The sequence below is a fragment of the Bradyrhizobium commune genome (assembly GCF_015624505.1).
GTDB classification, from domain to species: Bacteria; Pseudomonadota; Alphaproteobacteria; order Rhizobiales; family Xanthobacteraceae; genus Bradyrhizobium; species Bradyrhizobium commune.
The window spans coordinates 1,830,536-1,852,710 of record NZ_CP061379.1 but is presented as its reverse complement, the minus strand read 5'-3'; the positions used below and the strand labels follow the sequence as shown (position 1 = coordinate 1,852,710).

General features: G+C 65.2%; 23 protein-coding genes and 1 riboswitch. Of the genes, 18 read left to right on the top strand and 5 right to left on the bottom strand.

What is annotated here, in order from left to right:
* Positions 1-14 precede the first annotated feature (14 nt).
* On the top strand, positions 15-731 hold the full coding sequence (locus tag IC761_RS08785) for a L,D-transpeptidase (protein WP_195802861.1): 717 nt from the start codon (positions 15-17) through the stop codon (positions 729-731).
* Positions 732-951: 220 nt separating this feature from the next.
* The gene (locus tag IC761_RS08780) at positions 952-1,290 is read left to right on the top strand and encodes a GIY-YIG nuclease family protein (protein WP_195802860.1); all 339 of its coding nucleotides are present in this window, start codon (positions 952-954) and stop codon (positions 1,288-1,290) included.
* Positions 1,291-1,378: 88 nt separating this feature from the next.
* Here IC761_RS08780 and IC761_RS08775 read toward each other — a convergent pair whose 3' ends face one another.
* Together IC761_RS08775 and IC761_RS08770 are read right to left on the bottom strand one after the other, a co-directional pair.
* Positions 1,379-1,681, bottom strand: coding sequence for a hypothetical protein (locus tag IC761_RS08775; RefSeq protein WP_195802859.1), 303 nt, complete (start codon positions 1,679-1,681; stop codon positions 1,379-1,381).
* Positions 1,678-2,460 (bottom strand): DUF899 domain-containing protein, encoded by a 783-nt coding sequence (locus IC761_RS08770; RefSeq protein ID WP_195802858.1) that lies wholly within the window; start codon positions 2,458-2,460, stop codon positions 1,678-1,680. The genes IC761_RS08775 and IC761_RS08770 overlap by 4 nt, the downstream gene beginning before the upstream one ends.
* Before the next feature lie 144 nt (positions 2,461-2,604).
* On the opposite strand from IC761_RS08770, the gene IC761_RS08765 reads away from it, so the two are divergent.
* The 8 genes from IC761_RS08765 to IC761_RS08730 all read left to right on the top strand — a co-directional run bounded on the left by IC761_RS08765 (position 2,605) and on the right by IC761_RS08730 (position 12,346).
* Positions 2,605-3,825 carry a helix-turn-helix domain-containing protein gene (locus IC761_RS08765; RefSeq protein WP_195802857.1) on the top strand — a complete coding sequence of 407 codons (1,221 nt, stop codon included), beginning with the start codon at positions 2,605-2,607 and terminating at the stop codon, positions 3,823-3,825.
* Between the two features lie 27 nt (positions 3,826-3,852).
* Complete coding sequence (locus IC761_RS08760; protein ID WP_195802856.1) at positions 3,853-4,500, top strand: Vgb family protein; 648 nt, start codon at positions 3,853-3,855, stop codon at positions 4,498-4,500.
* 120 nt (positions 4,501-4,620) lie between these two features.
* Positions 4,621-6,189: a DUF4403 family protein gene (locus tag IC761_RS08755; protein ID WP_195802855.1), complete on the top strand. Its 1,569-nt coding sequence runs from the start codon at positions 4,621-4,623 to the stop codon at positions 6,187-6,189.
* Between the two features lie 128 nt (positions 6,190-6,317).
* Positions 6,318-7,427: an ABC transporter ATP-binding protein gene (locus IC761_RS08750; RefSeq protein ID WP_195802854.1), complete on the top strand. Its 1,110-nt coding sequence runs from the start codon at positions 6,318-6,320 to the stop codon at positions 7,425-7,427.
* A 39-nt stretch (positions 7,428-7,466) separates the two neighbouring features.
* Entirely contained in the window at positions 7,467-8,525 is a 1,059-nt protein-coding gene (locus IC761_RS08745; RefSeq protein ID WP_195802853.1) for an ABC transporter substrate-binding protein, read from the top strand.
* Positions 8,526-8,745: 220 nt separating this feature from the next.
* On the top strand, positions 8,746-10,008 hold the full coding sequence (locus IC761_RS08740; protein WP_195802852.1) for an ABC transporter permease: 1,263 nt from the start codon (positions 8,746-8,748) through the stop codon (positions 10,006-10,008).
* Positions 10,005-10,835, top strand: a complete 831-nt coding sequence (locus tag IC761_RS08735; RefSeq protein WP_195802851.1) for an ABC transporter permease — start codon at positions 10,005-10,007, stop codon at positions 10,833-10,835. The genes IC761_RS08740 and IC761_RS08735 overlap by 4 nt, the downstream gene beginning before the upstream one ends.
* A gap of 296 nt (positions 10,836-11,131) precedes the next feature.
* Positions 11,132-12,346 carry an ABC transporter substrate-binding protein gene (locus IC761_RS08730; RefSeq protein WP_195802850.1) on the top strand — a complete coding sequence of 405 codons (1,215 nt, stop codon included), beginning with the start codon at positions 11,132-11,134 and terminating at the stop codon, positions 12,344-12,346.
* 167 nt (positions 12,347-12,513) lie between these two features.
* Here IC761_RS08730 and IC761_RS08725 read toward each other — a convergent pair whose 3' ends face one another.
* Positions 12,514-13,044, bottom strand: coding sequence for a PRC-barrel domain-containing protein (locus IC761_RS08725; RefSeq protein WP_195802849.1), 531 nt, complete (start codon positions 13,042-13,044; stop codon positions 12,514-12,516).
* Between the two features lie 219 nt (positions 13,045-13,263).
* A complete protein-coding gene (locus IC761_RS08720) occupies positions 13,264-13,851 on the bottom strand; it encodes a hypothetical protein (protein WP_195802848.1) in 588 nt (195 codons plus the stop codon).
* 180 nt (positions 13,852-14,031) lie between these two features.
* Here IC761_RS08720 and IC761_RS08715 point away from each other — a divergent pair, with 180 nt between their 5' ends.
* Positions 14,032-14,772, top strand: a complete 741-nt coding sequence (locus tag IC761_RS08715; protein ID WP_195802847.1) for a response regulator — start codon at positions 14,032-14,034, stop codon at positions 14,770-14,772.
* A gap of 14 nt (positions 14,773-14,786) precedes the next feature.
* The gene (locus tag IC761_RS08710; protein ID WP_195802846.1) at positions 14,787-16,112 is read left to right on the top strand and encodes an ATP-binding protein; all 1,326 of its coding nucleotides are present in this window, start codon (positions 14,787-14,789) and stop codon (positions 16,110-16,112) included.
* A 6-nt stretch (positions 16,113-16,118) separates the two neighbouring features.
* Here IC761_RS08710 and IC761_RS08705 read toward each other — a convergent pair whose 3' ends face one another.
* Positions 16,119-16,334, bottom strand: coding sequence for a hypothetical protein (locus IC761_RS08705; protein ID WP_195802845.1), 216 nt, complete (start codon positions 16,332-16,334; stop codon positions 16,119-16,121).
* Positions 16,335-16,620: 286 nt separating this feature from the next.
* Here IC761_RS08705 and IC761_RS08700 point away from each other — a divergent pair, with 286 nt between their 5' ends.
* The 6 genes from IC761_RS08700 (at position 16,621) to thiC (ending at position 22,162) form a co-directional block, all read left to right on the top strand.
* Positions 16,621-17,157: a transglycosylase SLT domain-containing protein gene (locus tag IC761_RS08700; RefSeq protein ID WP_195802844.1), complete on the top strand. Its 537-nt coding sequence runs from the start codon at positions 16,621-16,623 to the stop codon at positions 17,155-17,157.
* Positions 17,158-17,183: 26 nt separating this feature from the next.
* Positions 17,184-17,324: riboswitch (TPP riboswitch) on the top strand.
* Positions 17,312-18,337, top strand: coding sequence for an FAD-dependent oxidoreductase (locus IC761_RS08695; RefSeq protein WP_195802843.1), 1,026 nt, complete (start codon positions 17,312-17,314; stop codon positions 18,335-18,337). Its footprint overlaps the riboswitch before it by 13 nt.
* Positions 18,328-18,525 carry a sulfur carrier protein ThiS gene (gene thiS, locus IC761_RS08690; protein WP_195802842.1) on the top strand — a complete coding sequence of 66 codons (198 nt, stop codon included), beginning with the start codon at positions 18,328-18,330 and terminating at the stop codon, positions 18,523-18,525. The genes IC761_RS08695 and thiS overlap by 10 nt, the downstream gene beginning before the upstream one ends.
* A gap of 174 nt (positions 18,526-18,699) precedes the next feature.
* Positions 18,700-19,482 (top strand): thiazole synthase, encoded by a 783-nt coding sequence (locus tag IC761_RS08685; RefSeq protein ID WP_195802841.1) that lies wholly within the window; start codon positions 18,700-18,702, stop codon positions 19,480-19,482.
* A complete protein-coding gene (locus IC761_RS08680; protein ID WP_195802840.1) occupies positions 19,469-20,092 on the top strand; it encodes a thiamine phosphate synthase in 624 nt (207 codons plus the stop codon). Before IC761_RS08685 ends, IC761_RS08680 begins: the two co-directional genes overlap by 14 nt.
* A gap of 171 nt (positions 20,093-20,263) precedes the next feature.
* A complete protein-coding gene (gene thiC, locus IC761_RS08675; RefSeq protein WP_195802839.1) occupies positions 20,264-22,162 on the top strand; it encodes a phosphomethylpyrimidine synthase ThiC in 1,899 nt (632 codons plus the stop codon).
* The last annotated feature ends 13 nt before the right edge of the window (positions 22,163-22,175 follow it).

Here is a 22,175-nt window from a genome sequence, read left to right as displayed (position 1 = left end):
AACAGGGGCGACAAATGTTTAATCTGGACACGTTCAAGACGTATTCGCGCGCCGTTGCTTTCACTGCAATGGCCGTGACCGCAATCGCGTTCTCCGGTCCGGCCAAGGCCGCGCCCGTGCAGCTGTTTCCGTTCTTCCAGCCGCTGCCGCCGATGACCGCGCCGCAGCCGGTTCAGCCCTACCAGCCCTATCAGGCGACGCCTTACCAGGCCGCGCCGTCCGAGGATCAGGACGCCGTCGAGACCCCGGCCCGCTTCCGCCGCCAGACGGTGAGCTACGCGACCCGCGAGCCGGCGGGCACCGTCATCATCGATACGCCCAACACCTATCTCTATTACGTGCTCGGTAACGGCCAGGCGATTCGCTACGGCATCGGCGTCGGCCGCGACGGTTTCACCTGGTCCGGCACCCAGTCGGTGACCAAGAAGGCCGAGTGGCCGGACTGGACCCCGCCGCCGGAAATGATTCAGCGCCAGCCCTATCTGCCGCGCCACATGGCCGGCGGCCCCGGCAACCCGCTCGGCGCCCGCGCCATGTATCTCGGCGGCACCGTCTACCGCATCCACGGCACCAACGCCCCCGAGACCATCGGCAAGCACGTCTCCTCCGGCTGCATCCGCCTGACCAATGAAGACGTCTCCGACCTCTATTCCCGCGTCAACGTCGGCACCAAGGTGATCGTGCTGCCAATGACCGAGCGCCGCGCGGAGCTCGGCACCGCGACGCGGTAAGCCGCGAGCAGGATTGAGATGCGAACGGCCCCGGCAAGCCTGGGGCCGTTTTCGTTTGGGTTGGTGATTGGTGGCCATCCTTCGAGACGCCCGCTTGAGGCGGGCTCCTCAGGATGAGGTCGGAGTGTGCGGCTTGATGCTTGCAGCAAGCCACGGATGCCAGTTAGCCTCATCCTGAGGAGACCGCTCAGCGGTCGTCTCGAAGGACGAGGCGTTCACGATGACCGAAGGCGCGTGGATCTACATTCTCAAATGTGCTGATGGCAGCTACTACATCGGTACGACACGGACAGAGCTCAAGATCAGAGTAGCGCAGCACAACGCCGGCACATTCGGCGGCTATACAAAGTCGCGCAGACCCGTGACGCTGATCTTCTCACAATGGTTCAATAACATCACCGACGCGATTGAGTGCGAACGAAAACTCAAGAAATGGAGCCGCGCCAAGAAGGAAGCCTTCATGCGCAGTGATTTTTCCGAACTGCATGAACTGGCGCAGCGCGGATCGCATCATCCTTCGAGACGCCCGCCTTCGGCGGGCCCTCAGGATGAGGGCTGAGTGCGCGGCGCGCTTTCGCTGGGGCGCCGATGCCGATTAGCCTCATCCTGAGGAGACCGCGAAGCGGTCGTCTCGAAGGACGAGGCGTTCACACAGGCGGAAGCCTCTTACTGGAGCCCTCTCGCCGCCACCTCGACACTAACCTCAGCCACGCCGAAGCATGAAACGCGCTCATCAGCAGATACATCGGCACCATCCCGCCGAGCAGCGACCCGTGCCCGGCGGCACAGAGCATGTCGGCCGGACCATCGCCGAGAACGGCCGTCAGCGCGGCCATGATCGCGAAGGTCGGCGTGGCCGCAAGACCGAGCCATCTGGCGAGGCGCGATGCCGCTTCCCTGCCAGCGCGGCCGCCATCGGCGGCCGCGCTGACTGAACAGACCTCGGTCACTGCGCGCCCTTCTCGCGCAGCGCCTTCTCGCCGGCGTCCGACACCTCGACCCATTTCTTGTCGGGCGCAGCACCTTCCGCGTAGCTGTCGTTCCAGTTCCACCATTTGTAGGTCGGGCTCTGCGGATAGCCTGCCGGCGAATCCTCCCAGGGCTCCTGGCGACCAAGCGGGGTGATGTCGAGGTAGTTCCAGGTGCCGCCCATCTGCTCGTCGCCGCGGCTCTTGATCAGATAGGTGCGGAAGATGCGCATCCCGTCGCGGTAGAACACGTTGGTGCCGTGCCACTCGCCGACGCCGAAATCGGCGTCAAAACTGTCGGTGATGGTGACCCACGGGATCTCCCAGCCCATCCGCTGCTTCAGCCGCGCGATATCGGCCTGCGGCGCACGCGAGGCGAACACCAGCGTGGTGTCGCGGGCGTTCAAATGGGAGACATGGGCGACCTGGTCGGCCACCATGGAGCAGCCGCGGCAGGCGTGATCCGGCCAGCCGAACACGCCCGGCTCGAAGAAGGCCCGGTAGAGGATGAGCTGCTTTCGACCCTGGAACAGGTCGAGCAGACTGGCCTTGCCCGAGGGCACCTCGAATGCGTAGGTTTTGTCCACCTCCATCCACGGCATGCGCCGGCGTTCGGCAGCGAGTGCGTCGCGGGCACGGGTATGCGCCTTTTCCTTCACGAGCAGTTGCTGCCGGGCTGCCTCCCAGTCTTGCGGCGACACCACTGGCGGTGTTTGCATGGCGGGCTGTCCGTTGTTGGCTGATTGAGTGGCTGTCGTCATGGCTCTCCAAACCCTTTGCTTGGGCGATCGTCCTGCGCCTGATCGGCGCAGACCGAAGCGCGTCTCGCCGCACATCGTCGGTCGTGAGCCTGTTCTCGCATCGGATCGTCGCGCGGTGGGAGTAACAAGTGTGGCGGGATTTGCATGGAGTCGCTGATCACGGCCGCGGCGCGCGCACTCGAGGCCGGCGATCCGCTCGGCGCGCTGAACCGGGTGGCGCTGCGCAACGATGCCCCCTCGCTCGCGCTGCGCGGCATCGCGATGGCGCAGCTTGGCGATCTCGCAAAGGCCAAGGTACTGCTGCGGAACGCTGCGCGCGCCTTCGGCCCGCGAGAAGCAGTCGCGCGCGCAAGGTGCGTGGTGGCCGAAGCCGAGATCGCGCTCGTGTCGCGTGACCTGAGCTGGCCGGTGAAAACGCTCGCAGCCGCACGCGCAACGCTCGAAAAGCACGGTGATCTCGCCAACGCCGCCCATGCCGGCCATATCGAGGCCCGCCGCCTTCTCCTGCTTGGACGCGCCGATGAGGCGGAGCGCACGCTGGCCGAGATCGGCACCTCCCCGCTCCTGCCTGCATCGCAGGTCGTCCGCGAGCTCGTAATCGCCGGCATCGCAATCAGGCGGCTCAGGACGAAAGACGCGCGCGCCGCGCTCGACCGCGCGGCTCGCGCCGCGCGGCAGGCAAAAATCCCGGCACTCTCGGCAGAGGTCGACAGCGCAAACCTCGTCCTCGACACGCCGACAGCGCGCCTGATCGCGCGCGGCAGCGAGCACCCGTTGCTGCTCGGGGAGGTCGAAAAGCTGGCGACCTCGGCGGCGCTTGTCGTGGACACGTTCCATCATTCCGTGCGCAAGCAGGACGTGGTCGTGTCGCTCGGAACGCGCCCGGTGCTGTTCGCGCTCGCCCGCATCCTGGCGCAGGCGTGGCCTGCGGATGTCTCGCGAGAGGCGCTGATTGCGGGCCCATTTCAAGCGAAGAACGCCGATGAGTCGCACCGCGCGCGGTTGCGCGTCGAGATCGGACGGCTTCGCACCCAGCTCAAGCCATTGGCCGACATCAGCGCGACGAAGCAGGGTTTTGTGCTGGCGCCGCGGAAGACGCGCGACGTCCTCGTGCTGGCGCGGCCCGTCGAAGAAAAGCACGCCGACGTGCTCGCCCTCCTCTCCGATGGCGAGCCCTGGTCGAGCTCGGCGCTCGCGCTGGCGCTGGGAACGAGCGCGCGCACAGTGCAGCGATCCCTTGAAGAGCTCGCGCGATCGAACAAGGTGCAGTCCTTCGGGCAGGGGCGCGCACGCCGCTGGATGACGCCGCCCGTCCCCGGTTTCCCGACAGGCTTGTTACTCCCCGGGCCGATCCTGAAGACGTAAGATGAGCCAGGTCAGAGGGATCACCACATGAAGCGTTCAGCCGCCGAGATTGTCAGGGAGTACGGACCCTTTGAGGGCGTCAAAGCCGTGCATGGCGTCAGCTATGACGGCACCCATGTCTGGTTCGCATCCGGCGACAAGTTGAATGCGGTGGATCCTGCGAGCGGAGAGATCGCGCGCTCGATCGATGTCGCCGCGCATGCGGGAACGGCGTTCGATGGAAGGCACCTGTTCCAGATCGCCGAAGACCGCATCCAGAAGATCGACGCCGCGACCGGAAAAGTGCTGACGAGCATCCCGGCACCTGGCGGCGGCGGCGACTCCGGATTGGCCTGGGCCGAGGGCTCGCTCTGGGTCGGTCAATACCGCGAGCGCAAGATCCATCAGATCGATCCGGCGACCGGCAAGGTTCTACGCACCATCGAAAGCAACCGCTTCGTCACCGGCGTGACCTGGGTCGACGGCGAGCTCTGGCATGGCACCTGGGAGGGCGACGACAGCGACGTGCGACGGATTGATCCTGACACGGGCAGGGTGCTGGAGCAGCTCGACCTGCCGGCAGGGACGATGGTCTCGGGGCTGGAGTCCGATGGCGGAGATCGCCTTTTCTGCGGCGGCGGAGATCGCGGCAATGTGAGAGCGGTCCGTCGTCCCCGGCGCACGGCGCCACGATAACAAACGTCAACGGCACGGCCGCGGCCGTTAACACATTCGCCCCAATTCCACCCCATCGGTGCGCTCTAGCGCCCCCCTCGCCCGCCCTGTAGACTCCGGCCGGGGCGGCTTGGGGGATTGATGCGTCTGACGTTGAACGTGAAGACTATCCTGATCGCCGTCGCGGTGCTCGCGGCGTCGTTCGTCATCAGCTTGAAGATCATGGACTGGCTGTCGCCGCGCGCGACCAATTCGGCGCCGCCGGTTGTGCAACTGCCGCCGCTGCCGCCGGTCTCGCGCAACTCGATCGTGGTGGCGCCGGTGGCAATCGCGCTGTCGGCGATCCGGGACCAGGCCGAGAAGGCCTCGCCGCGCAACTTCGCCGGCAAGGCCGAGAACCCGATCTCGCAGATCCTGCAAGACGCCGACATCGGCTGGTCCGCCGTGCGCGGACCGATGTCGGCCACCGGCGACAAGGACGTGCTGACGCTGTCGACGCCGCTCACCGGAAAATTGAACGTCACGGGCTCGCTGTCGTCGAAAGCCACCGGCGCGCTCGGTGATGCGCTCGGCAGCGTGCTCGGCGGCGATGCGGCGAAACGGATCGGCGCGGTCAACATCAAGAACCTGAACGCCAGCGCCGAGATCAAGGGCAATGTGGTCGTGACCTCGCGGCCGAAACTCGCCGCCGCCTGGCATCTCGAGCCCAATCTCGGCGCGCAGGTCAATCTCGGCGACACCAACCTCAACGTCGCCGGCGCCAAGGTGAACGTGCCGGCGCAGGTGAAGCCGCTGATCGACAAGACAGTCGGCGAGCAGCTCAACGTCGTCGCCGAACGCATCCGTAACGATCCCAGCCTGCGCGAGAACGCCAAGGTGCAATGGGCCAAGGCGTGCCGTTCGATCCCGCTGCAAGGCACGGGCTCCTCGGCGACGCTGCCGCCGCTCTGGCTCGAGATGAAGCCGGTGCGGGCGATTGCGGCGCAGCCGCGCGTCGACGCGCAGGCCGTGACGCTGCTGCTCGGCCTCGAGGCCGAGACGCGCGTGACCTCCACGCAAACCAAACCGGATTGCCCGTTCCCCGACAAGATCTCGATCGTGCCCCCGACCGGCACCGGCGTGAACATCGGCGTTCCGATCGATGTGCCCTTCACCGAGATCAACAAGCTGATTGCAGCGCAAATGGTGGGCAAGACCTATCCCGAGGACGGCTCCGGCCCGGTCGACGTCACCGTGAAGAGCGTCGACGTGGTCCCGTCGGGCGACCGGCTCCTGATCTCGCTGCTGGTGCGCGCCAAGGAGAAGAAGAGCTGGCTCGGGCTCGGCGCCGAGGCAACCGTGCACATCTGGGGCCGGCCGATGCTCGACCAGGCGCAGCAGACGCTGCGGCTCGCCGACATCCAGCTCGCGGTCGAATCTGAGGCGGCGTTCGGCCTGTTGGGAGCCGCCGCACGCGCGGTGGTGCCGCAGATGCAGCAGGCACTGGTGCAGAAGGCGACGCTCGATCTGAAGCCGATCGCCGCGAACGCGCGCGACAAGATCGCGGCTGCGATCGCCGACTTCCAGAAAAGCGAGGACGGCTTGCGCGTGGACGCCAAGATCGACAGCCTGACGCTCGCCGACATCGCCTTCGACTCCAAGACACTGCGCGTGGTCGCGGAGGCCGGCGGCTCGCTGAACGTGTATGTGACGAAGCTGTCGGGGATGTAGCGCGCCTTCGCGCATCGGACCCGCGCGCGCCCCGTTGGCGCCGCTGGCATTCCCATCGGAGGATGCTAAGCTGCTTCGCGACCTCAGACGAGGTGGGACGGCACTGTAGGGGACAACGCGAGGACGACATGAAAGCCGGCATGGTCACGCCTGCGCCGGCACTGGTGCGCTTTTCCGGCATTCAGAAAACCTATGATGGCGAGCATCTCGTGGTGAAAAACCTCGATCTCGACATTAGGAAGGGTGAGTTCGTCACCCTGCTCGGCCCGTCGGGCTCGGGCAAGACGACCACGCTGATGATGCTGGCTGGCTTCGAGGTTCCGACCCAGGGCGATATCTATCTCGCGGAACGGCCGATGAAGAACGTGCCGCCGCACAAGCGCGACATCGGCATGGTGTTCCAGAACTATGCCTTGTTCCCGCACCTGACGATCGCGGAGAACATCGCGTTCCCGCTTTCCGTTCGCAGCACGAGCAAGGCGGAAACGCAGGAGCGCGTAGCGGCGGCGTTGCGCATGATCAAGATGGAGACGCTGGCGCAGCGGCGGCCCGGGCAGCTGTCCGGCGGTCAGCAGCAGCGCGTGGCGCTGGCCCGCGCGCTGGTCTTCAATCCGCAACTGGTGCTGATGGACGAGCCCCTCGGCGCCCTCGACAAGCGCCTGCGGGAGCAGATGCAGCTTGAGATCAAGCAACTGCACGAGACGATGGGCATCACCGTCGTCTACGTCACCCACGACCAGAGTGAAGCGCTCACCATGTCGGACCGCATCGCCGTGTTCAACGACGGCATCGTGCAGCAGATCGACAGGCCCGACGCACTGTATGAGCATCCGGTCAACAGCTTCGTCGCCCACTTCATCGGCGAGAACAATGTGCTGACCGGCACCGTCGAGACGGTCGACAAGGACTATTGCCGCGTCGCGCTGGCTGGTGGCGGCGTCGTGAACGCACGGGCGGTCAACGTCTCAGGCGCAGGCGCATCGACCTCCCTGTCGGTACGGCCGGAGCGCATCGCGATCGTCCCCGACGGCGCCTCCGGCGACGGGCCGAACCGGCTGCCGGCCAGGGTGCAGAACACCATCTATCTCGGCGACCACGCGCTGGCCGTGCTCGATGTCGCCGGCAACGCCGAGTTCATGGTCAAGCTTCAGCCCGTGGCGCATGACAGTCTCACACCTGGTGAAAGCGTGTTCATCACCTTCCGTCCCGAGGACTGCCTGGCCCTCGATCCCGTCTGATCCGACCAACGCAACGCACATGAAGAAGGAACCAAGACCATGCTGAAGCGCAAGACTGGCAAGATTGCTCTGGGTTTCGCCGCAGCGTTCAGCGCCAGCGCTGCGCTGGCCACGGTCGCGCAGGCGCGTGACCTCACCGTCGTGTCGTGGGGCGGCGCGTATCAGGATGCCCAGAAGAAGGTCTATTTCGAGCCGTTCAAGAAGGCGGCCGGCGTTGCGATGAACGACGAGTCCTGGGACGGTGGCGTCGGCGTGTTGCGCGCCAAGGTGCAGGGTGGCGCCGCCACCTGGGACGTCGTCCAGGTCGAGAGCGACGAACTGGCGGTCGGCTGCGAGGAAGGCCTGTTCGAGAAACTGGACTATGCCAAAATCGGCGGCGAGGCCGCCTATATCCCGCCATCCATCAACCCCTGCGGCGTTGGCGCCATCCTCTACGATTTCGTGCTCGGCTACGACAAGGACAAGCTGAAGGAGGCGCCCAACGGCTGGGCCGACTTCTTCGACACCAAGAAGATTCCGGGTAAGCGCGCCTTGCGTCAGGGCCCGAAGACCACGCTGGAGATCGCCCTCATGGCCGACGGCGTCCCCCCGAAGGACGTCTACAAGGTGCTGGCGACCGACGAGGGCGTCGAGCGCGCCTTCAAGAAGCTCGACACCATCAAGGGCGACATCGTCTGGTGGAAGGCCGGCGCCCAGCCGCCGCAATTGCTCGCCTCCGGCGAGGTGGCGATGACCTCGGTCTACAACGGCCGCATCGACACCGCGAACAAGAACGAGAAGAAGAACTTTGGCATGGTGTGGGACGGCGCGCTCTTCACCCTCGACAGCTGGGTCATCCTGAAGGGGAGCCCGAACAAGGACGCGGCCTACAAGTTCCTGGATTTTGCAGGCAAGGCGGAGAACCAGTCAAAGCTGTCCGAGAACATCGCCTACGGCACCTCCAACAAGGACGCAGCCGCCCTGATCCAGCCGGCCGTCCTGAAGAACCTGCCGACCGCGCCTGACAACATCAAGAACGCGGTCGAGATCAACGTCGCCTTCTGGCTCGAGAACATCGACCGCCTGACCGAGCGCTTCAACAAATGGGCCGCGAAGTAGCGCGTGGCCGAACCGGCGTGCGGCGCGCGTTGAGAGCAATTTCGTTGCAGCCATCCTTCGAGACGCCCGCCGGAGGCGGGCTCCTCAGGATGAGGACAGAGCATGCGGCGACTGCTTCACAGGCACTGCTTTCGATGAGCCTCATCCTGAGGAGACCGCGAAGCGGTCGTCTCGAAGGACGAGGCGCTTGCTCGGATACCCGGTCAAGGAGGCTCTCCTGATGACGGCAGCCTGCCCGACCGGCGCCGATGCGTTGGCCAACGTGCCGCTCAAGCGTCGCCTGAAGCAGGCGGAGCGCGCGCGGCAGATCAAGGCGTTGGCACTCGTCATGCCGCTTCTCGTCTTCCTGCTCTTCACCTTCGCAGGACCGATCGCCGGCATGCTGTGGCGTGCGGTCGATGACCGGGAGGTGCGTCAGGCTCTGCCGCAAACAGTCGCTGCGCTCGCCGATTGGGACGGCAAGGACCTGCCGGACGAAAAGGCCTACGCAGCGCTGGCGAGCGACATCCTGGCAGCACGCGCCGCCGGCACCGTCGCGATCGCAGCCAAGCGGCTCAATTACGCACTGAACGGTTTTCGTACGATCCTGACCAGCACGGCACGCAATCTGAAGGCTGCGCCGGAGCCCGGCACGGCCAGGGAGACACTGGGCAAGATCAACCCGGCCTGGCGCGACCGCGCGACCTGGACGACGATCAAGGACGCCGGCGGCCCCGTCACCGGCTTCTACCTTCTGGCAGCGCTCGACCTAACGCGGAACCTGGACGGCGCGATCGTCGCAGCCTCGCCGGATCAGGCCATCTATCGCGAAATCTTCGCCCGCACCTTCCTTATCAGCCTCGGCGTCACGGCCCTCTGCCTGATCCTTGGCTTCCCGGTCGCTTACCTCCTGGCGACGCTGCCGCCGGGACGGTCGAACCTGCTGATGATCTTCGTCCTGCTGCCGTTCTGGACGTCGCTTCTGGTCCGCACCTGCGCCTGGATCGTGCTGTTGCAGAGCAAGGGCGTCGTCAACGACAGTCTGCACTGGCTTGGCATCATCGACGAGCCGTTGCGCCTGATCTACAACCGCTTCGGCGTCTGCGTGGCGATGACCCACGTCCTCCTGCCGTTCATGATCCTGCCGCTCTACAGCAGCATGAAGGCGATCTCGCCGGCCTACATGCGTGCCGCCGCCTCGCTCGGCGCGCCACCCCTCACCGCCTTCCTGCGCATCTACCTGCCCCAGACCCTGCCCGGCATCGGCGCGGGAAGCCTGCTCGTTTTCATCCTGGCGCTCGGCTACTACATCACGCCGGCGCTCGTCGGCGGCGCCGCCGATCAGATGATCAGCTATTTCATCGCGCTCTACACGACCGAGACCGCCAATTGGGGCCTCGCTTCGGCGCTGGGAGCGGTGCTGCTGCTCGCCACCGTTCTGCTCGCTCTCGTCTACGGCAGGCTGGTGCAGGGCCAGCAGGTCACGGGAGGGATGAAGAATTGAGCGACAATGCCTCGCTCCGCACGCCCAGCCAGCGCATCGCCTGGACCGCGACCATCGTCGTCTCCACGCTGGTGTTCATCTTCCTGATCGCGCCGATCCTTGCGATCATGCCGCTGTCCTTCAGCTCAGGCTCCTACCTCACCTATCCGCTGCCGGGCCTCTCCTTGCGCTGGTACGACGACTTCATCACGTCGCCGCGCTGGATGAATTCGCTGAAGAACAGCATGATGATCGGCGTCGCCTCGACTCTGCTGTCGATGCTGCTTGGCACACTGGCAGCTCTTGGGCTGGCGCAATGGAAGAGCCGGTTCAAGCCGCTGGTGCTGGCTTTCGTGCTGTCGCCGGTCGTCGTGCCCGGCGTCATCACCGCGGTCGGTCTGTATTTCTTCTTCGCGCCGATCGGGCTGACCGGCAGCTATCTCGGCCTGATCCTGGCGCACACCGCGCTGGCGACGCCCTTTGTGGTGATCACGGTCGGCGCGACGCTGCAAAGCTTCGACACCAATCTGGCCCGCGCCGCCGCCTCGCTCGGCGCTTCGCCGCTTTATGCGTTCCGCCGCGTGATCCTGCCGCTGATCCTGCCGGGGCTGGCGTCGGGCGCGCTGTTCGCCTTCGCGACCAGCTTCGACGAGGTGGTGATCGTGCTGTTCATGGCGGGGCCTGAGCAGCGCACCCTGCCGCGCGAGATGTTCAGCGGCATCCGCGAGAACATCAGCCCCACCATCACGGCAGCGGCGGTGATCCTGACGACGGTCTCAGTCATCCTCCTCGCCACCCTGGAAGGCTTGCGCCGACGCAACGAACGGCTGAAGGGCAGTAGCGCCTGATTGGTGGTGTTCTTCTCCCTTCTCCCCTTGCGGGAGAAGGTGGCGCGAAGCGCCGGATGAGGGGTATCTCTCCGCAGGTCAAATGCAAGATGGGTGCGCGCGGAGAGAACCCCTCACCCGTCTCGCCGCTACGCGGCGAGCCACCCTCTCCCACAAGGGGCGAGGGTAAGAACACGGGCCGCCCCTTCTCTTTTTGCATTCCGCTATGGCGCCGAGCGCTTTGCGGCCGCGACCGTTTGTCGCTAGAACAGGCCCCGCAACAACGCCCAAACAACAACGCTGAGGGAGAAAATTACATGCACAAACTCATTGCCGCGGTCGCGGCCGGTCTCGCCATCGCCGCCACATCGGGCGCGGCGCAGGCGCAGATTTCCGACGACGTCGTCAAGATCGGCGTGCTCACGGACATGTCGAGCCTTTATGCGGACGCGACCGGCAAGGGTTCGCTCGCCGCAGTCGAGATGGCGGTCGCCGATTACGGCGCCAAGGTCGCCGGCAAGCCGGTCCAGGTCGTCGCCGCCGATCACCAGAACAAGCCCGATGTCGGCGTCAACATCGCCCGCAACTGGTACGACAACGAGAAGGTCGACGCGATCTTCGACGTGCCGACCTCCTCGGTGGCGCTGCCGATCTCCGCGCTGACGCGCGAGAAGAACAAGATCAACATCAATTCCGGCGGCGGATCTTCCGACATCACCGGCGTCGCCTGCTCGCCCAACACGGTGCACTGGACCTACGACACCTATGCGCTGTCGAACGTCGCGGGCCGAGCGATGGTGAAGCGCGGCGAGGACAGCTGGTTCTTCGTCACAGCCGACTACGCCTTCGGCATGGCGCTCGAACGCGACGCCGCCAACGTGGTCAAGGAGAGCGGCGGCAAGGTGCTTGGCGACGTCCGCCACCCGCTCAACTCGTCGGACTTTTCCTCCTTCCTGCTCCAGGCCCAGGCCTCCAAGGCCAAGGTGGTCGCGCTCGCCAACGCCGGCGGCGACACCACCAATGCGCTGAAGCAGGCGGCCGAATTCGGTCTGGTGCAGGGCGGCCAGAAGATGATCGCGCTGTTGCAGGAGATCACCGATACACACTCGCTCGGGATCAAGGCGACGCAGGGTCTGATCGTCACCGACGCGTTCTACTGGGACATGAACGACGAGACGCGCGCCTTCTCCAAGCGCTTCAACGACAAGGTCGGCCACATGCCGACCATGATCCAGGCCGGCCTCTATTCGGCGACCATGCATTATCTGAAGGCGATCGACGCCATCAAGACCGATGAAGCGCCGAAGGTGATGGAGCAGATGCGCAAGACGCCGATCAACGACTTCTTCGCCAAGGGCGGCAAGATCCGCATCGACGGCCGCATGGTCCACGACATGTATCTGTTCGAGGTGAAGAAGCCGGAAGAATCCAAGGGCGAGTGGGACCTCTACAAGCTGATCGCCACCGTGCCCGGCGACGAAGCCTTCCGCCCGCTCGACAAGGGCGGCTGCCCGCTGGTGAAGGGGAATTGAGGCGCGCCCTTCGTCATTGCGAGCGAAGCGACGCAATCCAGGAATGCATCCGCGGAGATAGCTCTGGACTGCTTCGTCGCAAGCGCTCGTCGCAATGACGAAAGAGGCACGACGGCGCGCCCGGTGCAAACCGGGCGCGCTTCGTTCAGGCCGTCACGGGAGCCGCATTACTCCGAGTACTTGAACTCGGGCATGTTCTTCAGCTCGTCCTTGGATGCGTTGAACACGGCGTGGTCCGGATACCACTTCGACGAAGACGACGTGGTCGTCTTCTCGGTGCCGGTCGCGGCGCCCGTTGTAGTGCTCGCGGCGGGCCTGGCGTTGGGGTTCGCGCTCGTGCCGGTCGCGCCGGTATAGGCCACGGCCTCGTTGACGAATTTCAGCTTCTCGTACGGAATGGCGACGAGATGCTCACCCATGCCGAGGAAGCCGCCGACGCCGATCACGGCGATCTTCACGGCGCCAGTCTTGTCCATCAGCAGGTCGTTGATCGAGCCGATGTTCTCGTTGGCGTCGTTATAGACCTTCACGCCCGCCATCTTCGAGGCGCGCCATTCGCCGGACGCGGTTGTGGTGGTGGTCGTCGCGGTGGCCGCGGTTGGCGACTTGTCCGTGGTGGTGGTCGGGTTTTGCGCAAACGCAACGGACGCAAGCAAAGCGGTGCCGGCAAGACCGGCGGCGATCGATTTCATCAACATGGTTGTCCTCTCCTTCAGCAGAAAACTTGTGCGGGGAGAACAGCCACGGTCCCTTGCGGTTCCTGAGCTGCGGCAATTTCGTTGCTCCACGCTGCATCGCGACGAAGGTTCCTGTGTCACTCAGGAACGATACGCGATGTGCGGTTTACCCGCCGACGATCATGCGCCCTGGGTGAAGCACGATCGCGGCGAGGAACGCGCCGACCTGCGTCGCGCGGGTCAGCTCTGGTAGTCGATCAGAAGCGCAGAAAAATCCGAACTGCTCGAAGAGCTCGTCGTGCCATTGGCACCGTAGGACGAGCTCGACGACTGCGACTGTTGCAGCGCCTGGAGGAACTGCTCGAGGATTTTCGCCGTGCTGGAATCGGTCGAGCTGCTGCTCGTCGAATCCGTCGTCGACGAATCCGAAGGCGGGCTGTCGTCCGACGGCGGCGGTCCGGGCGGCGGGCCACCCGCACCACCGGGCCCGCCGGGACCCTTTCCCTCGGGACCCTTGGCGAAAGCGGACTGAAACACGCCCTTCAGCTCGTCGGCCTGGTCCGACGTCAGCGTCCCGTTCGTGACCTCGTTGGAGATGAGGTCGTCGATCTTCGACTTGAGGCCGTCCTTGGACGGCTTGGTACCGCTCGACTGGTCGCTGGAGCGGCTCTGCTGGAGCGCCGTGTCGATGTCCTGGAGCGCCGTCGTGAGCGCGGACTGGTCGGACGACGAAATCGTGCCGTCGGAAACTTCCGATTGTAATTCCTGTTGCAGTCGCTGGAGAGGCGACTGGTAGTTACCGGCGGAGGCCGCCGAAATCGAAGTCATGATGGCTCCGTGGGTTTGCGGGGTTTCGTACACAACTGCGCCACGGTATGGTTAACGGCCTTAACGAGACCTTGCCGTTCCACTGTCCCGGGTGTTGCCCGGTATTGCGGTTTTACAAACAGAAACAAACTGAAACAAAAATCTTCGCCTTTTGGCCCGAATCTTGGACAAACAAAGCGCATGGCCATTCCTTCCCCGAACATCCTGGTCGTCGAGGACGACCGCGAAACCCGGACGTTGATTGCGAAATATCTCCGCAACAACGCCTGCAACGTCACCGCCGTGAGCGATGGCCGCGAGATGTCGCGCGCCATGGCCGATCACCGCGTGGACCTCATCGTTCTCGACGTCATGCTGCCGGGCGAAGACGGTCTCAGCCTGTGCCGCAAGGTCCGCTCCGAAGCGCAGACGCCGATCATCATGCTCACCGCGCGCGGCGAGGACGTCGACCGCATCGTCGGCCTCGAGATGGGCGCCGATGATTATCTGCCGAAGCCGTTCAATCCGCGCGAGCTGCTCGCCCGCATCAACGCTGTGCTGCGCCGCCAGGCCTCCGCACAGGCCGCAAGCTCGATCGAGGGCGCAAGCACGCTTGCCTTCGAAGGCTGGCGCATCGATCTGCGGTTGCGGGAATTGCGCAATCCCGAAGGCGCGCGCGTCGCGGTGACCAGCGCCGAGTTCGATCTGCTCAGGACCTTCTGCGAGCGGCCCGGCCGCGTGCTATCGCGCGACAGCCTGCTCGACCTCACGCAGGGGCGCAACACCGGCTCGTTCGAGCGCTCCATCGACGTGCTGGTCAGCCGCATCCGCCGCAAGATCGAGCCCAATCCGGCCGATCCCACCATCATCAAGACGGTGCGCTCCGGCGGCTATTTGTTCACGCCCAGAACGGAAGCGGTGACGACGCCCCTGAGCAACTGACGGGGCGTAAGACGATGAGGCCGTTCGGGTTCTTCCACCTCAAGGGCATCGGCGGGCAGATCGCCGCGCTGGTGCTGGGCTCGACCGTCGCGCTGCATCTCGTCGTCACCACCGCCTTCCTGATCAGCCGGCCCGACCGGCCGGACGCGCCGCCGGACGGCGCGCCCCAATTGATGGATGCAGCACTGCTGCTCGGCTCGGCCAGGCCGGACGACCGGCCGCGTCTTACCGCAGATCTCGCGCGCGCCTTCCCAAAGCTCAACATCGAGATATCAGCGCCGGGCACGGCGACCGGGATCGAGGACAGCGAAAGCCAGCATCTGCACGGATTCCACCGCCATCTCGGCCGCGGCTACAAGGTGATGCAGCTCGCGCCTGACGGCGACGCCCATCGCATCGGCGTGGTATTGCCTGACGGCACCATGATCGCGGGTCATGTCGAGAACGGTCCGCGGCCATGGTTCTGGGGCGCGCCGTGGCTGGTGACGCTGATGACCGCCTTCATCTGTATCACCGTGCTCGGCCTGTGGGCGGCGCGCGCGCTGGCGACTCCACTGTCCTCCTTCGCCAAGGCGGCCGAGAATTTCAGTCTGGACGGCGGAGCGGAGCCGCTGCCCGAGCGCGGCCCGGAAGAGATCCGCTCGGTGGCGCGCGCGCTCAACCGCATGCATGAGCGGATCGCGCGGCTGATGTCGGATCGCACCCGCATGCTGGCCGCGATCAGCCACGATCTGCGCACCCCGATCACGCGGCTCAGGCTGCGCGCCGAGTTCATCGAGGACGAGGGCAACCGCAAGCGCATGCTGATCGATCTCGACCAGATGCGCTCGATGCTGGAAAGCGTGCTCTCTCTGCTCCGCAACGATCGCAAGATCGAGGCGGTGACGCTGGTCGACATCGCCAGCACGCTCCAGCTGATCGCCGACCAGTTCGGCGACATGGGCCATGTCGTGCACTACGAGGGACCGCTGTCGGCGACCGCCGCCGCGCGTCCCGACGATCTGCATCGTGGCGTCACCAATTTGGTCGAGAACGCCGTGCGCTTCGGCGCCGAAGTCACGATCCGCCTCGATATCGTCGGCACCAAGCTCGTCATCGATGTCGAGGACGATGGCCCCGGCATCTCGGATGCGCGCAAGCAGGAGATGCTGGAGCCGTTCGTGCGCGGCGACGATGCGCGCACCATGGACGATTCCACCGGCTTCGGCCTCGGCCTCTCGATTGCGCGCGCGATCGCGCTCGCCCATGGCGGCGACCTGTCGCTGCACGACCGCGCGCCGCACGGATTGATCGTGCGGATGCAATTGCCGACCTGGCAACAGCCGCGGCTGGCGGCGTAGCTTGATTTAGGCAGCGAGCGGCGGGTGCTCGACGGCGATCTCGTCAAAGATCGCCACCGCCTCGAAACGATAGCCGCAGGCGCGACAATTCCAGAGATAGGAGATGCGTCCCTCGCCCGGCTCGATCCAGTCCGGCTCGGGGATCGGCGTGCCGCATTGGGCACAGGGGTTCTGTCTGGGGATGTCGCCGGTGTGTGCTGTCGCCATGTTGATTTTTGTCATGGCACCTCTCCCGATTCGCTAGCCGCTTCTTACTCGCTTTCGCGCACCGGCGCGAATAGACAGTCGTGCTGTCGCGAGCGGGGTTCGTCCGCCCAGGGACAACCATACGCGGGCATTGAGTCATCACGACGGCTCTGCGCCGCAAAATCGCAAGCGGCGGCGTTTGGTCACATCATCGCCGCGTTCGGCAGGCCTAAGGCATGATCCGGAAAAGTGCGCAGCGGTTTTCCGGAAAGATCATGCCAGACAATAAGGGCGAACGGCGCAGGTCACTCAGGGACATCTGATGAAAATTTTACGTGTTGCCGCGCTCATTGCGGCCGGACTGATGTCGTCGCAGGCCGCTTTCGCCGGCGAGGCCGAGTATGCCGAGATGGTCGCAGCCCATGCGCGCGCCAACGGCGTGCCGCAGGCACTGGTGCACCGCGTCATCATGCGCGAGAGCCGTTATCAGCCGCAGCTGATCGGCCACGGCGGCACCATCGGCCTGATGCAGATCAAGCTCGCGACGGCGCGTGGGCTGGGCTACACCGGCGATGCCGCAGGCCTGCGCGATCCCGACACCAATCTCGCCTACGCGGTCAAATATCTCGCCGGCGCCTACCACGCCGCCAACGGCGACCACGCCCGAGCCATTCGTTATTATGCAGGCGGCTATTACTATGCCGCAAAGCAGCAGCGTCAGGCCATGGTGCGAGAGGCGAGCTTCGAGGCTCCGCTCGAGCCGAACGGCAATCCGCAGCCGATGCTCGGTGCACCGCACCGAAAGCTCACCCAAGGCATCCGCAACGCGCGGGCGCAGGTTCCCGGGAACATGCGTTGACACAGGGCTCCACTGGCCTACATTAGAGCCGTTCCGAGGGGTGCTCCGAGGAGGAGCTGAGATACCGCTAAATGGGCAAGCCCAGAGATGGGAACGCCCAGGACCGCGGTGACCCTTTGAACCTGATCCGGGTCATGCCGGCGAAGGGACAGGGATGTTGCAGACGACCAAGCGACCGGATTCTCCGGTATCCATCATCGGTGCAGGTATTGCGGGAGCCTGGCAGGCGCTGTTGTTCGCGCAGGCCGGCCATTCCGTGACGCTACACGAGCGCGGTGACGCAGGAATGACCGATGCCACCAGCCATTGGGCCGGCGGCATGCTGGCGCCTTATTGCGAGGCGGAGGTCGCCGAACCCGTCATCAGCCGCCTCGGCCTGCGCTCCCTCGACATCTGGCGGCGCGAATTGCCGGATACGCCGTTCAACGGCTCGCTGGTCGTGGCGCACCCGCGCGAGCGCAACGATTTCGAGCGCTTTGCCCGCATGACCGAGGGCCACCGCCGGCTCGATGCCGCCGCGCTTGCCGCGCTCGAGCCGTCGCTGGAGGGCCGCTTCCACGATGCGCTGTTCTTCCCGGCGGAGGGCCATGTCGAGCCGCGCCGCGTGCTGCCAAAGCTGCACGAGCGCATCGTTGCTGCCGGCGGCACCATCAAGTTCGACAGCGAAGTCAGCGCCAACGATCTCGCAAACCTTAATCCTAAGGGCATCGTGATCGACTGCCGCGGCCTTGCCGCGCGCGGCGAGGAGCCGGAGCTTCGCGGCGTCAAGGGCGAGATGATTTTGATCGAGACCCGCGAGGTGCAGCTGTCGCGCCCGGTGCGGCTGATCCATCCGCGCTGGCCGCTTTACGTGATCCCGCGCGAGCAAAACCTGTTCATGCTGGGCGCGACCTCGATCGAGGCCGAGGACACCGGCGTCAGCGTGCGCTCCGCGCTGGAGCTCTTGGGCGCAGCCTATGCCGTGCATCCCGCTTTCGGCGAGGCCCGCATCGTCGAATTCGGCTCGGGCCTTCGCCCGGCCTATCCCGACAATCTGCCGCGCATCGGCGTCCGCGGCGACACCATCGCCGTCAACGGTCTCTACCGCCACGGCTTCCTGCTTGCCCCGGCGCTCGCCGAGCTGACACTCGCCTTCGTCGAGCGCGGCCAGATCGACAATGAGGTGATGCAATGCTTCTGATCATAAACGGCGAGCAGCGCGAGGTGGCTTCGTTGAGCGTCGACGCGCTGCTCAGCGAGCTCGACTACGAGGGCACCCATTTCGCGATCGCGCTGAATTACGACGTCGTGCCGAAAAGCCGCTGGGCCGAGACCGCGCTGAAAGCCGGCGACGAGATCGAGATCATCACGCCGCGGCAGGGAGGGTGAGGTGATGAAGCATCCGCCACACACTCTCTCCTCGTCGTCCCGGCGAAGGCCGGGACCCATAATCACAGGGCTTCGTTGTATCGGCCGGTCTCTCCCCGCGCGCCCCAAGAGAAATCGAGCGGTATGGGTCCCGGCCTTCGCCGGGACGACGGCATTGATTGAGGAAACTCCATCATGGTGACCTTCTACGGCAAATCCTTCGCCTCGCGCCTGCTGATCGGCAGCGCGCTCTATCCATCGCCCGCGATCATGCAGGACGCGATCCGCGCCTCCGGCTCGAACATCGTCACGGTGTCGCTCCGTCGCGAGTCCGCCGGCGGCAAGAGCGGCGATGCGTTCTGGAAGCTGATCCGCGAGCTCGACGTCACCGTGCTGCCGAACACCGCCGGCTGCCGCAGCGTGCGCGAGGCCGTGACCACCGCAAAGCTCGCGCGCGAATTGTTCGGCACCAGCTGGATCAAGCTCGAAGTCATCGCCGACAACGACACGCTCCAGCCCGACGTCGTCGGCCTGGTCGAAGCCGCCGCCATCCTGATCAAGGACGGCTTTGAGGTGTTCCCCTATTGCACCGAAGACCTCTCGGTCGCCAACCGCCTGGTCGAAACGGGGTGCAAGGTCGTGATGCCGTGGGCCGCGCCCATCGGCAGCGCCAAGGGCATCATCAATCGCGACGCGCTCAAGCTGATGCGCGAGCGGCTGCCCGACATCACGCTGGTGGTCGACGCCGGCCTCGGCGCGCCCAGCCACGCGGCGCACGCGCTCGAGCTCGGCTATGACGCCGTGCTGCTCAACACCGCCATCGCCAAGGCCGCCGATCCCGTCGCGATGGCCAACGCCTTCCGCCTCGGCTGTGATGCCGGCCGCATCGCTTACGAAGCCGGGCTGATGAACGCCCGCGATTTCGCCTCCCCTTCAACCCCTGTCGTTGGGACCCCGTTCTGGCATGCCGTATCCTGATCGCAACGCGTATCCTGATCGCTTCTATCCTGTCGTCGACAGCCTCAAATGGGTCGAGCGCCTGACCAAGCTCGGCGTCGGCACGATTCAGTTGCGCGCGAAGGATCTCGACGATTCACAGGCCCTCCAGATCGTCACCGATGCGCTGGCGATCACGAACGGCACGCAAGCCAAGCTCGTCGTGAACGACTATTGGCGCGCGGCGATCGTCGCGGGCGCAAAATATCTGCATCTCGGCCAGGAAGATCTCGCCGACGCCGACCTCAAGGCGATCCGCGAGGCCGGCCTGTCGCTCGGAATCTCCACCCATGACGACGACGAGCTTGCGACGGCGCTCGCCGCCAAGCCGGCTTACGTCGCGCTCGGCCCGATCTTCTTCACCACGCTGAAATCGATGCGCTTCGAACCGCAGGGCATTCCAAAAATCACGGAATGGAAGCAGCGCATCGGCGCCATCCCGCTGGTTGCGATCGGCGGCATCAAGTTCGAGCACGCCGCGGAGATCTTTGCGGCGGGCGCGGACTCCATCGCCGTGGTGTCCGATGTCACGCAAAATGCCGACCCGGATGCCCGCGTGCGGCAATGGCTCGGCCAGAAGGAGGCCGCTTGATGCTGCGCCTAACTCTCTCCACCCGTCATTGCGAGGAGCCCTTGCGACGAAGCAATCCAGACTGTCTCCGCAGAGGGATTCTGGATTGCTTCGCTACGCTCGCAATGACGGAGCAAGAACTCACCGGCGTCGTTCCGACGCAAATGCATACGAAGTAACCGGAGGATCCCCATGAACATCCGCTCCAACCCCGACAAGACCGTGCCCGCCGTCACCACCGGCCCGCTGCCGTCCTCGCGAAAAATCTTCGCCGCGCCCGGCGCCGCGCCCGACCTGCGCGTGCCGCTGCGCGAGATCATCCTCTCCGAGGGTGCCGGCGAGCCGAACCTGCCGGTCTACGACACCTCGGGCCCCTACACCGATCCTGATGTCACCATCGACGTCAATGCCGGGCTCGCGCGCGGCCGCAAACAGTGGGTGTTGGAGCGTGGCGGCGTCGAGGAATATGAGGGCCGGCAGATCAAGCCGGAGGACAACGGCAGCGTCTCAGCCGACAACGCCGCGCGCTCGTTCAGCGCCCATCACAAGCCGCTACGCGGGTTGGACGGCCACAAGATCACCCAGCTCGAATTCGCCCGGGCCGGCATCATCACCAAGGAGATGATCTACGTCGCCGCCCGCGAAAATCTCGGCCGCAAGCAGCAGCTCGAACGCGCGGAGGCAGCGCTCGCCGACGGCGAGAGCTTCGGCGCGGAGGTCCCCGCCTTCATTACCCCGGAATTCGTACGCAGCGAGATCGCGCGCGGCCGCGCCATCATCCCCTCGAACATCAACCATTCAGAACTGGAGCCGATGATCATCGGCCGCAACTTCCTGACCAAGATCAACGCCAATATCGGCAACTCGGCGGTGACCTCGTCGGTCGAGGAAGAGGTCGAGAAGATGGTGTGGGCGATCCGCTGGGGCGCCGACACCGTGATGGACCTCTCGACCGGCCGCAACATCCACACCACCCGTGAATGGATTTTGCGCAACGCGCCGGTGCCGATCGGCACCGTTCCGATTTATCAGGCGCTGGAGAAGTGCAACGGCGATCCCGTGCAGCTGACCTGGGAGCTCTACAAGGACACGCTGATCGAGCAGTGCGAGCAGGGCGTCGACTATTTCACTATCCACGCCGGCGTGCGCCTGCCCTACATCCACCTCACCGCCAACCGCGTCACCGGCATCGTCTCGCGCGGCGGCTCGATCATGGCGAAGTGGTGCCTGGCGCATCACAAGGAAAGTTTTCTTTACACCCACTTCGAGGAAATTTGCGACTTGATGCGCAAATACGACGTCTCCTTCTCGTTGGGCGACGGACTGCGTCCGGGCTCGATCGCCGACGCCAACGACCGCGCGCAGTTCGCGGAGCTGGAGACGCTCGGCGAGCTGACGAAGATTGCGTGGGACAAGGGCTGCCAGGTCATGATCGAAGGCCCCGGCCACGTGCCGATGCACAAGATCAAGATCAACATGGACAAGCAGCTCAAGGAGTGCGGCGAAGCGCCGTTCTACACGCTTGGACCGCTGACCACCGACATCGCGCCGGGCTATGACCACATCACTTCCGGCATCGGTGCGGCCATGATCGGCTGGTTCGGCTGCGCCATGCTCTGCTACGTCACGCCGAAGGAGCATCTCGGCCTGCCCGACCGCAACGACGTCAAGGTCGGCGTCATCACCTACAAGATCGCCGCCCACGCCTCCGATCTCGCCAAGGGCCACCCCGCCGCGCAACTGCGCGACGACGCGCTCTCCCGTGCCCGTTTCGACTTCCGCTGGACCGACCAGTTCAACCTCGGCCTCGATCCGGACACGGCCAAGAACTTCCACGACGAGACCCTGCCGAAGGAAGCCCACAAGGTCGCGCACTTCTGCTCGATGTGCGGCCCAAAATTCTGCTCGATGAAGATCACGCAGGACGTGCGCGATTACGCGGCGACGCTGAATGATCCGAACAGCGTGGGCATGTCGCTGAGCGGGACGGCCGAGGACGGCATGAAGCAGATGAGCGCGAAGTTCAAGGAGATGGGCGAGAGCCTATATCTGGATGCGGAGAAGGTGAAGGAGAGCAATCGGGTGCTGTAATTCAGATGCTAGA

Coding starts and splice junctions, on each gene's coding strand:
- IC761_RS08785 (WP_195802861.1), top strand. CDS start 15: ATGTTTAATCTGGACACGTTCAAGACGTATTCGCGCGCCGTTGCTTTC.
- IC761_RS08780 (WP_195802860.1), top strand. CDS start 952: ATGACCGAAGGCGCGTGGATCTACATTCTCAAATGTGCTGATGGCAGC.
- IC761_RS08770 (WP_195802858.1), bottom strand. CDS start 2,460: ATGACGACAGCCACTCAATCAGCCAACAACGGACAGCCCGCCATGCAA.
- IC761_RS08765 (WP_195802857.1), top strand. CDS start 2,605: ATGGAGTCGCTGATCACGGCCGCGGCGCGCGCACTCGAGGCCGGCGAT.
- IC761_RS08760 (WP_195802856.1), top strand. CDS start 3,853: ATGAAGCGTTCAGCCGCCGAGATTGTCAGGGAGTACGGACCCTTTGAG.
- IC761_RS08755 (WP_195802855.1), top strand. CDS start 4,621: ATGCGTCTGACGTTGAACGTGAAGACTATCCTGATCGCCGTCGCGGTG.
- IC761_RS08750 (WP_195802854.1), top strand. CDS start 6,318: ATGAAAGCCGGCATGGTCACGCCTGCGCCGGCACTGGTGCGCTTTTCC.
- IC761_RS08745 (WP_195802853.1), top strand. CDS start 7,467: ATGCTGAAGCGCAAGACTGGCAAGATTGCTCTGGGTTTCGCCGCAGCG.
- IC761_RS08740 (WP_195802852.1), top strand. CDS start 8,746: ATGACGGCAGCCTGCCCGACCGGCGCCGATGCGTTGGCCAACGTGCCG.
- IC761_RS08730 (WP_195802850.1), top strand. CDS start 11,132: ATGCACAAACTCATTGCCGCGGTCGCGGCCGGTCTCGCCATCGCCGCC.
- IC761_RS08725 (WP_195802849.1), bottom strand. CDS start 13,044: ATGTTGATGAAATCGATCGCCGCCGGTCTTGCCGGCACCGCTTTGCTT.
- IC761_RS08720 (WP_195802848.1), bottom strand. CDS start 13,851: ATGACTTCGATTTCGGCGGCCTCCGCCGGTAACTACCAGTCGCCTCTC.
- IC761_RS08715 (WP_195802847.1), top strand. CDS start 14,032: ATGGCCATTCCTTCCCCGAACATCCTGGTCGTCGAGGACGACCGCGAA.
- IC761_RS08710 (WP_195802846.1), top strand. CDS start 14,787: ATGAGGCCGTTCGGGTTCTTCCACCTCAAGGGCATCGGCGGGCAGATC.
- IC761_RS08705 (WP_195802845.1), bottom strand. CDS start 16,334: ATGACAAAAATCAACATGGCGACAGCACACACCGGCGACATCCCCAGA.
- IC761_RS08700 (WP_195802844.1), top strand. CDS start 16,621: ATGAAAATTTTACGTGTTGCCGCGCTCATTGCGGCCGGACTGATGTCG.
- IC761_RS08695 (WP_195802843.1), top strand. CDS start 17,312: ATGTTGCAGACGACCAAGCGACCGGATTCTCCGGTATCCATCATCGGT.
- thiS (WP_195802842.1), top strand. CDS start 18,328: ATGCTTCTGATCATAAACGGCGAGCAGCGCGAGGTGGCTTCGTTGAGC.
- IC761_RS08685 (WP_195802841.1), top strand. CDS start 18,700: ATGGTGACCTTCTACGGCAAATCCTTCGCCTCGCGCCTGCTGATCGGC.
- IC761_RS08680 (WP_195802840.1), top strand. CDS start 19,469: ATGCCGTATCCTGATCGCAACGCGTATCCTGATCGCTTCTATCCTGTC.
- thiC (WP_195802839.1), top strand. CDS start 20,264: ATGAACATCCGCTCCAACCCCGACAAGACCGTGCCCGCCGTCACCACC.